This window comes from Bacillota bacterium (genome assembly GCA_030705925.1).
In the GTDB taxonomy this organism is placed as follows: Bacteria; Bacillota; Clostridia; order Oscillospirales; family Feifaniaceae; genus JAUZPM01.
In genome coordinates this window covers 1-15,043 of the sequence record JAUZPM010000053.1, presented here as the reverse complement: position 1 = coordinate 15,043, position 15,043 = coordinate 1, and the positions used below count along the sequence as shown (strand labels likewise).

General features: G+C 39.2%; 17 protein-coding genes. 5 read left to right on the top strand and 12 right to left on the bottom strand.

Annotated elements, in window-relative coordinates:
• Positions 1–121: 121 nt before the first annotated feature.
• Positions 122–1,273: an aminotransferase class V-fold PLP-dependent enzyme gene (locus Q8865_08580; protein ID MDP4153473.1), complete on the bottom strand. Its 1,152-nt coding sequence runs from the start codon at positions 1,271–1,273 to the stop codon at positions 122–124.
• Entirely contained in the window at positions 1,260–1,523 is a 264-nt protein-coding gene (locus Q8865_08575; protein ID MDP4153472.1) for a DUF3343 domain-containing protein, read from the bottom strand. The genes Q8865_08580 and Q8865_08575 overlap by 14 nt, the downstream gene beginning before the upstream one ends.
• A gap of 139 nt (positions 1,524–1,662) precedes the next feature.
• Here Q8865_08575 and Q8865_08570 point away from each other — a divergent pair, with 139 nt between their 5' ends.
• The 3 genes from Q8865_08570 to Q8865_08560 all read left to right on the top strand — a co-directional run bounded on the left by Q8865_08570 (position 1,663) and on the right by Q8865_08560 (position 3,288).
• Positions 1,663–2,415, top strand: coding sequence for a tRNA threonylcarbamoyladenosine dehydratase (locus tag Q8865_08570; protein MDP4153471.1), 753 nt, complete (start codon positions 1,663–1,665; stop codon positions 2,413–2,415).
• A gap of 437 nt (positions 2,416–2,852) precedes the next feature.
• A complete protein-coding gene (locus Q8865_08565) occupies positions 2,853–3,098 on the top strand; it encodes a hypothetical protein (protein ID MDP4153470.1) in 246 nt (81 codons plus the stop codon).
• Positions 3,088–3,288, top strand: coding sequence for a helix-turn-helix transcriptional regulator (locus tag Q8865_08560; protein MDP4153469.1), 201 nt, complete (start codon positions 3,088–3,090; stop codon positions 3,286–3,288). The genes Q8865_08565 and Q8865_08560 overlap by 11 nt, the downstream gene beginning before the upstream one ends.
• On the opposite strand, the gene Q8865_08555 is transcribed toward Q8865_08560, so the two are convergent.
• From Q8865_08555 to Q8865_08540, 4 genes are all read right to left on the bottom strand, one after another.
• On the bottom strand, positions 3,266–3,403 hold the full coding sequence (locus tag Q8865_08555; GenBank protein MDP4153468.1) for a hypothetical protein: 138 nt from the start codon (positions 3,401–3,403) through the stop codon (positions 3,266–3,268). The two genes, Q8865_08560 and Q8865_08555, sit on opposite strands and share 23 nt — an antisense overlap.
• Positions 3,404–3,496: 93 nt before the next feature.
• Positions 3,497–3,874 (bottom strand): SdpI family protein, encoded by a 378-nt coding sequence (locus Q8865_08550; protein ID MDP4153467.1) that lies wholly within the window; start codon positions 3,872–3,874, stop codon positions 3,497–3,499.
• 39 nt (positions 3,875–3,913) lie between these two features.
• The gene (locus Q8865_08545) at positions 3,914–4,384 is read right to left on the bottom strand and encodes a hypothetical protein (protein MDP4153466.1); all 471 of its coding nucleotides are present in this window, start codon (positions 4,382–4,384) and stop codon (positions 3,914–3,916) included.
• A gap of 235 nt (positions 4,385–4,619) precedes the next feature.
• Positions 4,620–6,275 carry an extracellular solute-binding protein gene (locus Q8865_08540; GenBank protein MDP4153465.1) on the bottom strand — a complete coding sequence of 552 codons (1,656 nt, stop codon included), beginning with the start codon at positions 6,273–6,275 and terminating at the stop codon, positions 4,620–4,622.
• A 162-nt stretch (positions 6,276–6,437) separates the two neighbouring features.
• Here Q8865_08540 and Q8865_08535 point away from each other — a divergent pair, with 162 nt between their 5' ends.
• Positions 6,438–8,582, top strand: coding sequence for a Tex family protein (locus tag Q8865_08535; protein ID MDP4153464.1), 2,145 nt, complete (start codon positions 6,438–6,440; stop codon positions 8,580–8,582).
• Positions 8,583–8,600: 18 nt separating this feature from the next.
• On the opposite strand, the gene Q8865_08530 is transcribed toward Q8865_08535, so the two are convergent.
• Genes Q8865_08530 through Q8865_08520 form a run of 3 tightly spaced genes read right to left on the bottom strand, consistent with a single transcriptional unit; the run spans position 8,601 to position 10,677 of the window.
• Positions 8,601–8,741 carry a hypothetical protein gene (locus Q8865_08530; protein MDP4153463.1) on the bottom strand — a complete coding sequence of 47 codons (141 nt, stop codon included), beginning with the start codon at positions 8,739–8,741 and terminating at the stop codon, positions 8,601–8,603.
• A gap of 4 nt (positions 8,742–8,745) precedes the next feature.
• A complete protein-coding gene (locus tag Q8865_08525) occupies positions 8,746–9,498 on the bottom strand; it encodes a nitroreductase family protein (GenBank protein ID MDP4153462.1) in 753 nt (250 codons plus the stop codon).
• A gap of 15 nt (positions 9,499–9,513) precedes the next feature.
• Positions 9,514–10,677 carry an iron-containing alcohol dehydrogenase gene (locus Q8865_08520; protein MDP4153461.1) on the bottom strand — a complete coding sequence of 388 codons (1,164 nt, stop codon included), beginning with the start codon at positions 10,675–10,677 and terminating at the stop codon, positions 9,514–9,516.
• Between the two features lie 130 nt (positions 10,678–10,807).
• Here Q8865_08520 and Q8865_08515 point away from each other — a divergent pair, with 130 nt between their 5' ends.
• Positions 10,808–11,107 (top strand): hypothetical protein, encoded by a 300-nt coding sequence (locus Q8865_08515; protein MDP4153460.1) that lies wholly within the window; start codon positions 10,808–10,810, stop codon positions 11,105–11,107.
• Here Q8865_08515 and Q8865_08510 read toward each other — a convergent pair whose 3' ends face one another.
• The 3 genes from Q8865_08510 to Q8865_08500 all read right to left on the bottom strand — a co-directional run.
• The gene (locus Q8865_08510) at positions 11,108–12,208 is read right to left on the bottom strand and encodes an endospore germination permease (GenBank protein MDP4153459.1); all 1,101 of its coding nucleotides are present in this window, start codon (positions 12,206–12,208) and stop codon (positions 11,108–11,110) included. It abuts the gene before it with no gap.
• Positions 12,209–12,458: 250 nt separating this feature from the next.
• Positions 12,459–13,598, bottom strand: a complete 1,140-nt coding sequence (locus tag Q8865_08505; GenBank protein MDP4153458.1) for a Ger(x)C family spore germination protein — start codon at positions 13,596–13,598, stop codon at positions 12,459–12,461.
• A gap of 5 nt (positions 13,599–13,603) precedes the next feature.
• The coding region (locus tag Q8865_08500; protein ID MDP4153457.1) for a spore germination protein at positions 13,604–15,043 on the bottom strand (1,440 nt) is incomplete at its 5' end.

Sequence of the window (15,043 nt, the reverse complement as noted above, 5' to 3'; positions counted from 1 at the left end):
TTTTTATTAAACAAATAAAAAAGCAGTCGGATAAAGCATATCCAACCGTAGTAAAACTTTATGTTTATCTAGCATTAATAAAGCTGCTTCCTTGAACCCTAAGAAATGCAGCTTTATATTTTTAATAAAACAGATTTTTATCTTTGGTTATTGCGTTTATGTTTTTTAAAAAGATATTTGCCTGTTTAAAATTATTAAAAGCCCCGACGCTTATCCTGACCGTGCCACCCTTTTCAGTGCCCAGACTTTTATGTGCAAGCGGGGCGCAGTGCAATCCGCTTCTGACGCATATATTTTCCTTGTTAAGGGATTCTTCGATTGATGATGATGTTTTTCCGGCAATTGTAAATGACAGCAGAGGAACATGCCTGTTATTTTTGCCTCTAACCGCGACACCGTTTATATTCAATAGGCCAGATTCTAAATAGTCGATCAGCGAGCGCTCTGTAGTCCATAATTCATTCTTATTCTTCGTGACAAATTCAATTCCTGCTCCAAGGCCGGCAATTCCGGGTAAGTTCAGCGTTCCGCTTTCGAATCTTTCAGGCAGAATAGACGGCTGTTTAAACTCGGAAGAATTAGTTCCTGTGCCTCCTTCAATAAGCACAGGTATATCTATGAGTTTCTCATTATTAAAAATCATGAAACCAGTTCCATGCGGCCCGTAAAGGCTTTTATGGCCGGCAGATATAAAGATATCTACACCTAAAAATTTTATATCAATATCAGTTAGTCCGGCAGCCTGCGAGCCATCGCAAACTGTATAAATGTTGTGCAGTTTGGCTTCTTTAACAATTTCTCTAACCGGAAGAATAAAACCGCATACATTTGATGCGTATGTGAAAATAATACACTTAGTTTCTCTTTTTATCAGTTTCCTTAGATTGTTAATTGTTTCAATATCATTGTTGAGATCGACTTTAAAGACGTCGTATGAAACGCCCTTATTCTTCATACTCTCGAGCGGCCGCATAACCGCATTGTGCTCGAGAGAGGACACAATGCAGTGTCCCCCATCGCACATAATCCCTTTAATCGCAATATTTAAAGCGGCGGTAGCATTGAGGACAAAAACGCATTTTTCCGCTCCGTCTACATTTAAGAACGATGTTGTCCTTTCACGCGTTTTATAAATTTCCTCAGCAGCTCTGAGTGATAAATTATAGCCGCCTCTTCCTGCGTTTGCGCCAATGTTTAAAATTGTGTCGTAAACAGTGTTGGCAACAGAAATGGGTTTTGGGAATGTTGTAGCCGCGTTATCAAGGTAAATCACGCGGAAACACCTCCTTGTATTTCCCGTCGTCACCCAAGCAATATATACTATTGATTTTTACTAAATTTTCACGCAATATTTTAATTGCAGTTCCGAGCACGCTTTTGTCAACCCCAATAACATACCCGCAGCCGCAAGAGGATATTTCTATTGGAGGTCGAAGCAGCGATGCAGTAATTCCGCGAGACATCAATAAATTTCTTCCTTTTACAGCATAGGTAACAGAACTGCATAATACATAGCATTTCATAGGTTAATCACCTCTTAATTATATTATGAAGTAGAGTTACACTATGTTCGACCTTAATTGACTTGTCATTACTTATTCTGCCAGTTTTACTGCTTATATTTTTATGGTATAATGTTTTAGTTTAGAAGGGATGAAATTGATGCAAAACGAATTTTCAAGGACAGAATTATTGCTTGGAAACGAAGCTATGGATATATTAAAGGCTTCATGCGTTGCTGTATTTGGCATTGGGGGTGTCGGTTCATATACTGTTGAGGCTCTTGCCAGGTCAGGAGTGGGGCGCTTTGCTTTGATCGACGATGATAGAGTATGCCTGACAAATATAAACAGACAAATCATAGCCACCCATAAAACAGTCGGAAAGCTTAAAGTAGAAGTTGCACGCGACAGGATACTTGAAATAAATCCAAAAGCTCAAGTTGAAATATATCCCTGTTTTTATACTCCGTCAAACGCGGATGACTTCGATTTCCCACAATATAGCTATGTTGTTGACGCTGTCGATACTGTCACCGCTAAAATTGAAATCATAATGCGTGCTCAAAAGGCAAATATTCCTGTAATGAGCTGTATGGGAGCTGGAAATAAGCTTGACCCTACCCAGTTTGAAGTCTCAGATATATACAAAACTTCTGTATGTCCTCTTGCTAAGGTAATGAGGCACGAGCTTAAATCAAGAGGAGTAAAAAAATTAAAGGTCGTCTACTCAAAAGAGCAGCCAACGCCCACAAAGCAGGACGGGCTTCAAATTTGTAAAAACGGTTGTATATGCCCGCCGGGAACCGCCCGCAAATGCACGGCTCGTCGTCAAATACCGGGCAGCATATCATTTGTTCCGTCCGTTGCCGGGCTTATTATCGCGGGAGAAGTAATAAAAGACCTTATTAAGTAGAAAGAATTATTCTTCGAGACCGTCACGGATTTTGTGTAAACCTCCAAGTTGGTGTAAATAGGAGTACCAATTTGGGGGTTTTAGCATAATGTCAAAGAGAAGAATAACACCGGAGCGGAGAGCGCAGCGGAAAAAATAACTGGAGCTATTGCAGGGCGCCGGCATTAACGATGTAGCCGGAGTACAGGAACTGTTTATGAAATGGTGAGCACATTACTGGAAAACGCTCTGGAGGAGAGCGCACTTGTCCGTCAGGTTCCATTCCACGCTACCCTCTCCACCCAGGAGCCACCGCACCGCTTTCTGCCGTAGTTTTTGTTCTTCCTTACGGTTTAGTTGGCGGTAAGCTTCTGCTAAATGTAAAAAACTATTGACATTTTGTTTTAACATGATAAAATATAAATGTAAAAAGTATTTTACATTTGGAGGTATTATTAATGAATGGATTTAGAATGATGGATGAGATGGAACGAGACATCGTATCAAAATCAGAAAAAATAGCGCTGATTTTTGCAAAAGTATGTCTAGCCTCTTGGTGTGTCTACCTACTTGTGACTCAAGGCGTTCAGAAGACCGTTTCCAGCTGGCCGTTGATACTTTTATTGGCTACTATAGCTTTGCAATTTGCTGTGGCGCATGTCCTGACATGGAGAATCAATAAAGGCAAAAATGATGAAAAATAAAATCAGAGAATTAAGGAAAAAACTCAACTTTACACAGGAGGTCCTTGCCAACGAACTCGGCGTGACACGCCAGACAATAAATGCTATTGAAAATGAAAAGTATAATCCTACGTTGGAACTAGCTATGAAACTGTCTAAGCTGTTGCGATCTACAGTTGAGGAAGTCTTCATTTTGGAGGATAAAAAATAAACCACTTTTCTTTAGCAAATGATGAGTTTCTGTTCATGATCGTCCGGGGCATGACCTTGGGCGATCTTTTTCTGCCTTCTGCCGCAACTTGCTTTCCACCCGCATGTGCAGGCATCCAGCCGCTCCTATTCTTTCCGGAATGCTTTTCCTCAAAAGCAGCTTTTGCATCCTCATCACCCTCAAAATAAAGGGTCTGTTCAGTAAAAGCTTATCGTCTATTGCCATTCTCATCGAAAGTTTTTCTTAAAGCAATTTCAGTCGGAGCTATAGAACCGATTAAAATAATCATTTGTATCACTATAACAATTAAGCTAAAGCTGCCAACAGTATTTGTATCTTTACCACATACGAAAATCATAGCTACAAAAGAGGAAATCAGCATGACCCAGCCAACAAAGCGCCATACCTTCGCATAATATTGGTGTGCAAAATTCCATGTGTCCATGTTTTTCATCGACATAGTTGTTCTATACCCGGTGAAATTGTTAATTTCTTTTGGCGCTTTTTTTGCATAAATGCTGCCGAGGGCAATCATGATTACCGGCGTTAATAATATCATGGCCAGCATAAAAATCCAGAAGTCCAAACCCTGTCACCCCATCATCTCTGTACATCGAAATCATATCTATCTTACAACCGATTTTAGTTCATTATAAAACGCCTCGGTTTTTGCCTGGTTCTTGTCATTAAGAATAATGAGTCCGTCGGTAGTTTCAATGTAGACAAAAGGTGGTTTTGCGGCATTTGTAAAAACTTTGGCGTCTCTTCCATCCGCTTTGAAATTTCCTTTGAGGATCGAACCAAAATCAGAGCCGTTGGTTTTGCTCAATTTCTGGGGAAGGCTGTCTTTTAGCTCCAAGCTTTTGATATCGCTCAGTTGTATTGTTTCTCCGTAAGAAGAAGAAATTTTCAGAGTATCATTACTTACGGTGAAAACCGCAGGTCGATTTGTCTGATACAAAATGCTCACTAGTATAACAACCGGTAATATCGCAATACAGATACCAAAAACGTGTGATATCGGCTTTCTCTTTTCTACATCGGTTCGGTTCCCGAGACATTTTTTCTTCAAAGTATCCATTTTCATTTCCTTCATAATATTTTTTTAGCAACTTTTATTAGCAAAGTAATATTATACCACTTGCTTGGAAGATAGAAAATAGATTTTTTCAAACCGATAAAATAAGATTAAATTTCTTAGATATCGCATTCAAGTATATACGAAAAAAGCCGCCGGCAGGCGACTTTTTCGTTGCAACCCCTATTCGGTTTAACCCACATAAGGGTTTCGTATTCTAAAACTAAAATAATATTGTATAAAAGCATGTTTTTTATTTTGCGTTCTTATATCTATCATACCCGCTGTTGTATATCTTCATATATTCATCAAGGCCTAACTCCTTAAACTTCTGGCAATACTCGGCCCACGCCTGGTCATTCAGCGGTTTTTCACCCGAAATAAATTGCGGAATTATTATATCGTAATAACCAGCAAACATATCTGCCTCAAGCGATGCCTGCCGATCTGCCTCTTCATCTGTGTAAGTAAAATAATCCCAGCGTTCCTTCGGCACATATTTCAACATGTCATATGCCGCTTTTTTCGGAACCGGATCCATTTCACCGCCCTTGAAATACGCAGATAACTGTATGACAGGATTACTGCCACCGCAATAAGGTGTAGTTTTTGATATTACTGCGTCAAATGATTCACCATCTGAAGTGTCGCAGACCTGCGGCAGATACTCATAGCTGCCATCTGCATTCTTTTTGTAGGTTTCACCCTCAACGCCCAAATAAAACATGCGAGCGCCTTCTTCGCTATACCAATAGTCCATCCAGCGTGCAACAACCTCAGGATATTTGCAATCCTTAGACATTGTGAAACTGCCCTTTGAAACCGTGTTAGCACGCATATAACTCCAAAGTTGGTCTCCATTCGGACCTTTTAGCGCCTTATCAATTCCGATAAAATCACCGGTTTTCTTAGTGCTCACGATGGCAAGATTAGTATAAGCAAATGCTCCAACAAGGTCAGCGTTACTCTTGGCTATAACGTTCGTTGTACCCGAACCCGAATTAGACATTTCAAAGATTTCATTATCAAGAAGTTTTTCTGAATACAGCTTATGGAGAAACTCAAGAAGCTGGCGGAATTCGTTGGTTGTAGGTATAAAGCGAAGCTGGTTGGTTTTGGGGTCAAGATCAACATTTGTGTGTCTAGACCCCTTATTCATGAGACCAAATGCACCCTTAAGCGGATTGGCTATATTGGACCACGTTGTTGAGGTAAGCGGGACTTCATCAGCTTTACCATTGCCGTTTGCATCTTTATCGCGCATAGCTTTTAAAACATTATAAAAATCGTCAAGAGTTTCAGGCATTGAAGTACCGGTTTTATCCATAAACTTCTTATTCAGAAAAAACTTTACTCCAATCTCACCCTCCGGACAGTTCGAAACGCCAGGTAATGAGTAAATTGACCCATCAACAGTTGGAAGCCCTTTTCTGACGCTGTCCATTTTATCAAGCAAAGTCTTTAAGTTAGGCATGTATTTGTCGATAAGGTCATTCATCTTCACAAATAAACCTTGCGAGCCATACTTTTGAACATCAACAGAGCCAAAACCGCAACGATAAAAAGCATCAGGCAGGTTTTGCCCCGATGCAAGAATAAGATTGCGCTTTTCCTTAATATTATTTGAAGGGACTGTAGTCCAGTTAATATGTACGTTAGTCTTTTCTTCATACTTTTTCCAAACGTAAGTGTTGGCGTAATCCTTCTGGAATGCATTTGTACTTACCAAGAAATTTAAAGTAACCGGCTGTTTAACAATCGGAAAGCCCTTTAAATTCAAATTTTCCAGTCTTGCTGCTACTGCAGGATCCTTTGCCGCTGTTGCTTTTGGACGAGCGCAGCCAGTTACTAAGGTTCCAACAATAGAAGCTGCAAGCATAACGCACATAATTCGCCTACTAAACCTCATTTTTATTCTCCTCTCAAATAACAAATGGTATCTTTTTTTATTGTAACACAAAAGTATACAAAAACAATCTAATTTGAGAAATACAAACTAATTTTTGATAAATTCTTTTAAACTTTTGTTCAAGATGTTAAAATACTTTTATCAAAATAAAGGAGCAGATTGATGGATATAGCAAAATTATTAATAAAACAGTTTAATTTAAAACCATTTCAGGTTGAAAACACGATAAAACTAATCGACGATGGTAATACAATTCCTTTCATTGCAAGATATAGAAAGGAAATGACCGGTGAGCTTGACGATCAGACTCTGCGTGAACTATCAGAACGGCTCGAATATCTCCGTTCTCTTCAGCAGAAAATGGATGAAATCAAGCGTCTTATAGACGAGCAAGGCAAACTCACCCCTGAACTCGAACAGGCTATAGCGTCTGCCGAAACATTAACCGCGCTTGAAGATATTTACCGTCCCTACCGACCAAAACGCCGCACAAGAGCGACAATTGCGAAAGAAAAGGGGCTCTCTCCTCTTGCAGATATTTTAATGGCTCAGGATGATAAAGTGAATCCGGAAGAAATCGCAAAAGAATATATTGACCCTGAAAAAGGCGTCAACGATATTGAAGAAGCTTTGGCTGGGGCAATGGATATTATTGCGGAATCAGTCTCAGAAAATGCAGAATATCGCGGTAGGGTGCGAGAACTAATTGTGGAAGGGGGTTGCCTTACTTCAAAATCAAAGAAAGATGACGACTCTGTATATCGTCTTTATTATGATTACAGCGAACCTTTGGCTAAAGCTCCCTCTCATAGGATTCTTGCCGTCGACCGCGGAGAAAAAGATGGTTTTCTGCAAGTAAAAATAACTGCAACAGATGACCAGATCAAGGCTTACCTTCTCAGAAAAAATATTATTAATAATTCCCCATCATCGAAATATATAGAAAACGCCATACTTGACGCATACGACAGACTTATATTTCCATCCGTTTCCAACGAAGTGCGAGCGAGCGTAACAGAGCGGGCACAAGAGCAGGCAATGAAAGTCTTTGCGGAAAATTTAAGGAACCTTTTATTACAGCCTCCAGTTAAGGGACGGGTTGTAATGGGTTTCGACCCTGCCTACCGCACCGGATGTAAAATAGCAGTCGTCGATGACACCGGGCGTTTAGTCACAACTACTGTCGTATACCCTACGCCGCCTCAAAACAAAACTGAAGAGGCTCGGCGTATACTTACGGAACTTATTGAAAAACATCACATAAATATAATTTCAATCGGAAACGGAACTGCGTCAAAAGAGTCAGAAATATTTGTTGCCGACCTTATACACAATATAACACATCCTGTATATTATATGATGGTAAGCGAAGCCGGAGCTTCTGTCTATTCAGCCTCAAAGCTTGCGGCAGAAGAATTCCCCGAGCTTGATGTTTCCCTCAGAAGCGCTATATCAATAGCAAGACGTCTCCAGGATCCCCTTGCCGAGCTTGTGAAAATCGACCCGAAAGCAATCGGGGTCGGTCAGTATCAGCATGATATGAATCCGAAAAGACTCGGCGAAGAGTTAGGCGGGGTTGTCGAATTTTGCGTTAACAATGTCGGCGTCGATGTCAACACTGCTTCACCATCGCTTCTGTCTTATATTTCGGGCATTTCTTCATCGACTGCAAAAAATATCTGCTCCTTTCGCGAAGAAATCGGGCGGTTCAAAAGTCGTATCCAGCTAAAAAAAGTCAAGGGTCTTGGTCCAAAGGCATATGAACAATGCGCAGGTTTCTTACGTATTCCTGACAGTAAGGATATACTTGACAATACTTCTGTCCATCCAGAGTCTTATGATGCCGCAATCAAGCTTTTGTCAATCATGGGCTATACCCTTGAGGATGTTAAAAACAAAAATATCTCATCACTTCAAAAAGAGGTTGATAATTACGGCATTGAAAACCTCGCTTCTGAAACAGGAGTCGGAGTTCCCACACTAAGAGACATAATAAACGAGCTTCTTAAGCCGGGGCGTGACCCGCGTGACGAACTGCCAAAGCCTATGCTTAGATCTGATGTAATGGATATAAACAGCCTTGTTCCAGGGATGGAGCTTATGGGTACAGTGCGTAACGTTGCCGATTTTGGTGCATTTGTCGATATTGGCGTTCATCAGGATGGACTCGTTCATATAAGTCAGCTTTCTGAAAAATTTGTTAAACGAGCAATGGATGTAGTTTCTGTAGGTGATATTATCCGCGTACGTATTCTGGACGTAGATATCCCTAAAAAACGTATTTCACTTAAGCGCATTGAACAATAAATACAAAAAACGGCTCTTTCACATACATGAAAGAGCCTCAAACTGTACAAAAAGGACAGGCACCGCAAAAGTGATTACATAACAGGCGCCCTGCTGTATCTGCATACAGCAGGGCGCCTGTTTTTCGTCTGTCTGTCCTTTTCGAGCGTCTGTCAGCATAACTTTATGAAAGCTGGGTAGTTTTTGACTTTATTTTAGCTGTCGCAATATATTTATATTTTATATATTCGGGAAGGTTAGGATCTTGATGTATAATATCGATATGTCTGCCCTCTTTCTGTGCTGCAAGCGTCATAAAGCATAATGCAATTCCCATGTCCACAAAACTCATATTTTTGAAAAGCATATTAGGTTTGCAGTAAACATGTATTTCTCCTTTTTTTCCTGCATAGAACCATGTCTGGCTGTTTACAGCGGACGGTGCCAATCTAACTGTTTCCAAAAGCTCTGACTCGTCAGGGCATGAACTTATCTCGTTAAGCGGTTTTCTTTTAAATTCATCTAAATTCTCCCTGTGAAGCGGGGCAGAGGGTTTTCCGAAAGCAAGCGTTACAATATATTTTAGTGTTTCGTTTTCTTCAGTAAACTTAGGCGGTTTAGCCATTCCCTGCCAGCAGGAACCTATTCCCCTTGATGATAAGAACAGATCGATCTGCTCCATTATGTATCCTGCATTTTCCAAACATCCATTCTTTTCTTCTGAATAGATTGAAAGAAAATGCGGGGCTTTCCCCACCATTCCCTTAACTTGTGAGGCATCATATATTTTAAATGCTGACTTTATATCATAAAGTGAAACTGCAGATTCTGCAAATGCTGCAATTTCTGATAAAGTTGCGGCATCAAGCGGGGTTGCATCAAAAGACCTAATTGATTTTCTTTTAAACATCAAATCGTATAGTTCTGGTTTTAACATAATATATCTCCTTTTTTATAATGCCAATCTGTAAATTGCCTCAACATCATGGGCATTAAGCTTAGTTATTCCACCCAAAACGCCGAAAGCAGTAGCTGAGCGTGCCATATCTTCAAATTTCGAACTATCCATTTCGAGTTCTGACAGTCTTGAAGGAAGTCCGATTTGGCTGAAAAACCCATTAAGCCTGCTTATGCCTTCAAGTGCAATACTTTCGGGATCTCTGAACGAGGCATCCACATCAAAAACTTTAACTGCAAACTGTACGAACATATTAATATTGTGCCTATAGACATATTTCATCCAAGCCGGGTAAATTATTGCAAGGCTGGTTCCATGCGCCATATCATAGTTCGCGCTGAGCGGATGCCCGATCCTATGCGAAGCCCAGTCCTCTTCCCTGCCCGTGCCAAGAAGTCCGTTGTGGGCAAGAGTTCCCGACCACATGATTTCAGCCCATGCATTATAATCATTATAATTTAAAAGCAGCTTCCTCGCATTATTTATTATTGTTTTCATAGTCGCTTCACAAAGCCTGTCTGTGAGTTCAACATTAAGCGTATTTGTAAAATACCGTTCCATTACATGGCACAGCATATCGCAAACGCCGTTAGCCATCTGATTTTGGGGAAGTGTCATGCATAGCTTTGGATTCAGTATGCTGAAAACAGGTCTTGAAAGCGGGGTATTTAATCCCAGTTTCGTTTTTGTTTCCTCATTGGTAATAACAGAGTTCGGGCTGCTTTCACTTCCTGCTGCCGGAATCGTCAGCACAGTTGCAACTTTCAAAGCTTCTTTCGGTGTTTCTTTATGATTATAAAAATCCCAGACATCGCCTTCATATCTGGCCCCAACAGCAATTGCTTTTGAAGAATCGATTACACTGCCTCCGCCAACCGCAAGAATAAAGTCGATCTTTTCCTTCTTGCAGATAGAGATACCCTCATAAACAAGTGAAAGCCTCGGATTCGGCTTAACGCCCGGCAATTCAAATACTTCGATTCCTTCAGTTTTAAGAGAGCTTATAATCCTGTCATAAAGCCCTGATTTTTTTACTGAGTTCCCCCCTGTGTGAAGTAAAATCTTATTTGTATAGCGTTTGACCTCTTTGCCAATCGACAATTCCATATCTTTTCCGAACAATATCCTTGTCGGGCTGTAATATTCGAAGTTATTCATAAAATCCCCCTTTAATTTCCATATTATATTATAGCTTAATATTTAAAATATTCAATTAACATAATGGTTTTAAATTGAATAAATTTATAATTAATGCTACAATTCTAATATAATTATAGGAGGTGCCAAAATGGTATCATCATCGGAAAAAATAATATGCGCAATCTCATACTTGGGATTTCTTTTCTTTCTTCCTCTTGTTGCTCTTCCGGGATCAGCTTTCGGTAAAAGACACGCAAATCAAGCTCTAGTTATATTTCTAGGTGGAATAATTACCGGATTTATACGTCATACTATCTTTTTCGGCGGTCTATTAAGCGCTGCCTGCGGTCTGTTTTTGTTCGTAATGTTCATTTTAGGTATCGTATATGCAGCAACAGGGAAGGATACCCCCCTCCCTGTCATCGGTGATATTATACTAATAAAATAGTCACGAGGCCTGCGTTTGCGCAGGCTTTTTATTACGAAGCCTTACTTCTGCCGTGATCCATATAATAAGCGGGATTATGATTTCGAAAGGTATTGCATATATTCTGTAAACTTCTATGAAATTATACATTTCCATAGTACTTTTGTATAAAACCATGCTTAACGAAAGCGTCAGCAAACTCATTGGCACAATCATGACTTTTTCATTTTCTATATTGAACAGGCTGGAAATTCCGTTAGATGCAACCATAATACAGATTGCCATTTTTGTTATGCCAGCAAGCAAGAAGTTTAGTGAAATTGTGCCCTCAATTCTAGATAAAAAATCACCTATATTTATAATTCTAGCCGCCATATATGATGGAAAGTAAGATTCCTTTACAAGGGCGGGCCCGAGCACCGAATAATTTCGAATTATAATAACGGCCAGTGTAACAGAAGAAATCAACAGCGCCCACATATAGATTTTAACCGGATTGTCTTTTTTCCTAAATGAACTTGATAAGAATAAGAACATAACGCATTCAGCAAAAGGAAACGTAAAAACTTTATAAGATTCACTAATTATTTCTTTCGGGGTATGCTCCATGATTGGCATAAGATTACCAAGATCTGCATTCTTAGAGGAAAGTACTACAGTAAGGACAACTATAAATAAAATGATCGGCAGACAGCAAAGTGACCACTTACCAATTGTCTCTATTCCGCTTTTGACAAGGTAAATAAGAACCGCTATCATTAATATCGCAAGCGGAAGTTGCGGCGTTTCCGGCATTCCTGAAATTTCAACGAATTCCGAAAAGTTTCGCAGAACTAGCGAGCCAAGGTGAACTGCATACCAAACTAATATCACTGTAATAGTTTTACCAATCACCTTGCCGAAAAGCATCTCTAACATACTGAAAAAATCCATATCGGGAAACAGCTTGATAATTCTTGAATATACAAGATAAATCGGAATAGTAAGGACAGCTGCAACTATTAGTGATATCCATGAATCTTGGTTCACTTTTGTGCTGACTCCCAGAATAATACTGCTTCCGAAACTAAACAAGATTATGGTTGAAACCATTTGATTTACCGATAATTTATGATTTTGCACTTTGTTTCCCTCCCATCTTGATTATTTTATTTTAAAGACAGATTTAATAGTATTTTCTATAAATTCTGACGGACCCGGCAAATCGATGTCTAAACTTTTTAAAACTATCAATACAAAAGTAACCGATAGAATTATAGAATAAAGCACAATATCTTTTTTAATTTTGCTTTTAATTACGGGGATCAGATCAAAAATGATAATCGCAAGAAAAAAGGCCAACGTAAATGCTAATTCCATAGTATACCTGCCATTACATTTCTTTTATAAAAGAAGAATTTCTTATATGAATAACACTTTTAACTTCAACTTCCACAGTTGGAAAAAGTCCATACCATTTTCCTTCGAGCTGTCTCCAAACCTTAAAATCGTGCTTGTAGATGTAATCTCCCAATCCAAAAACGTCAGAGCCGGATGCTTGTGCCAGAAGAACAATATTTTTGATCCGTTCTGCCATGAGTTCTGATGTCTTCTGTTCAAGTGATTTAATTTCATTTTTATCAAGCATACTAAGGTTTGATTTTAATTCATCCAGAAATACGTCGGTGTTTGTTTCGATTTTAAATTTTAATTTTCCATTTTCATATGAAAATGATTTTTTAGTATTATTTTTATTGATTTCAAATGATACGTCATCGGTGCCCTTTCCATCAATATCAAACGAAAGGCTCCCTTCTTTTACCTCATTATTGACGAATAAAACATACTTTGTCTGTTCAGGTGATAAGAAGCCGCTTAATTTTCCTTTGTCGAAAATTGCAACGCCATCAGACTCTGGAACTTTTTCCTTATCATTTTCTGCTAAATGAAGTGCCGCAAGCATCAATGATTTCCCGTCATCTTTTAAAATATTAAAGGCTTTATATGAAACATTATTACTTGTTGAGGAAGTAGTTTTGGCATCTTCATCAATGATCTGTCTAACTGCAAGTGACACGATTTTATTGTCGACACCTTTAGACGTCAAAATATCTTTGGCGGTTTTCTCTTTTGACACTGCAAGATGAATCGTCTCACGAGGTTCTCCGTCGCGCATAAACAAATCTATAATAGACAAAACATTTTCTCTTTTAGCGACTTCTTCGCCAATTATAATGACCTGAGCGTGTGCAAAATATAATCTATTTTGAAGTCGTTTTTTTGCGTTTCGAACAGCGTCAAATAAGGTTTTGCCGCTTGACTCAACGATTTTAGACTTAATGCCTTTGTCCTTTGAAGATTCAGTTAAATCAATAATCTCAAATGTAGTTTCATAAAATTCTCCGGAATCATCCATGTCTATCCCAATACCCATAACCAGTGACAGTTCATTAAGACCTCTATAGCTCCAGCAACCGGTAAATGAAAACGTCATTATGATTACAAGAATTATGGCTGTAATTTTTCTTTTCATACTGCTTATTCCTTGTTAACTTTCATTCTGTTTCCGCCCTGTGTCAATATTCTTGGCCTAGTTTGCATCTTCCACCAAGGGCCTCTGAAAAACGTGTCTTTTAAGTGCTGATAATTGACATCGGAGAAGAAGAAAATTTGTGGTATACCCAATGAACGCAGATTTAAAATATGGATTGCTATAACTGCTAATCCGAGAAGCACTCCAAAAAATCCGAATGACGAAGCCATTAACAATAAGAAGAATCTCATATATATAATCGGCGCATTCATTTTAGGCACAAGAAGGCTGGTGATGCCAGTTATTGCAACAACGATAATCATCGGTGCCGCTACAAGTTTTGCGTCAACAGCCGCTTGTCCGATAACTAAAGCGCCCACAATGCTGAGGGCCTGACCGATCGATGATGGCATGCGCACGCCTGTTTCCCTCAAAATATCAAATACTATAAGCATAATAAATGCTTCAACCGCAGCAGGAAGCGGGACGCTTTGCCTTTCGATTGCTACGTTAATAAGAAGCTGCGTCGGAAACATTTCATGATGGAAAGCAGCCATCGATACGTAAATGGCAGGAACTGCTATTGTTAACAGAAAGCTTATTATTCTAATCATCCTTGAGTATGAAGTATAAAAGTAAATCAGATAATAATCTTCACTGCTCTGAAAGTTTTCTAAGAAAAGATAAGGAACAGTTAGTACAACCGGCGTCCCATCAAGGAAAATAGCAATCCGACCTTCAAGCATTCTCCCAACAACTACGTCGGGACGCTCAGTGTAACCGGTTGAGCGAAATGGAGAACGTTTATTATCTTTGATCAGTTCTGTAATATAGTTAGTGTCAAGCATGCCATCAATATCTATTTCTGAAAGGCGGCGGTTAAGCTCTTTTAGGATGTCTTTATTGACCAGACTGTCAAGATAACATATACACGCCTTTGTAGCGGTTCTTTTCCCAAAGGTTATATACTTCATTTTAAGATCGTTAGTCCTCATTTTACGTCTTACAAGAGATAGATTTGTCAGAAGAGCATCAGAAAATCCTTCGCGTGGGCCGCTAAGTATCTTTTCATTTTCTGGCTCGGCTATAGCGCGTGTCTGAAATCCTTTTGTATTTAGGATCAATGCCTCATTGCTGTTGTCAATGAAAAGGATAGTATCACCGTATGTTACAGATTCTATAATTTGGGTTAAATCTCCGGTTTTTTTTGTATCATTGACCTGAATGACCTGATTTAATATTGTATCTATCGACTGCAGATTATTTTCATCAGCAAGCATTAACGGTTTTATTACGTTTTCGTTTATTATAGGTCCTTTAACGACACCATCACTATAAATAAGAGCGCATTTAAAATTACTCTTGCTGTTTTGGACGTATCTTACTACCAGAGTATCATCATCTTTAAACAGGTTGTTCATAAGCTGAACATTATCGTCCATTTT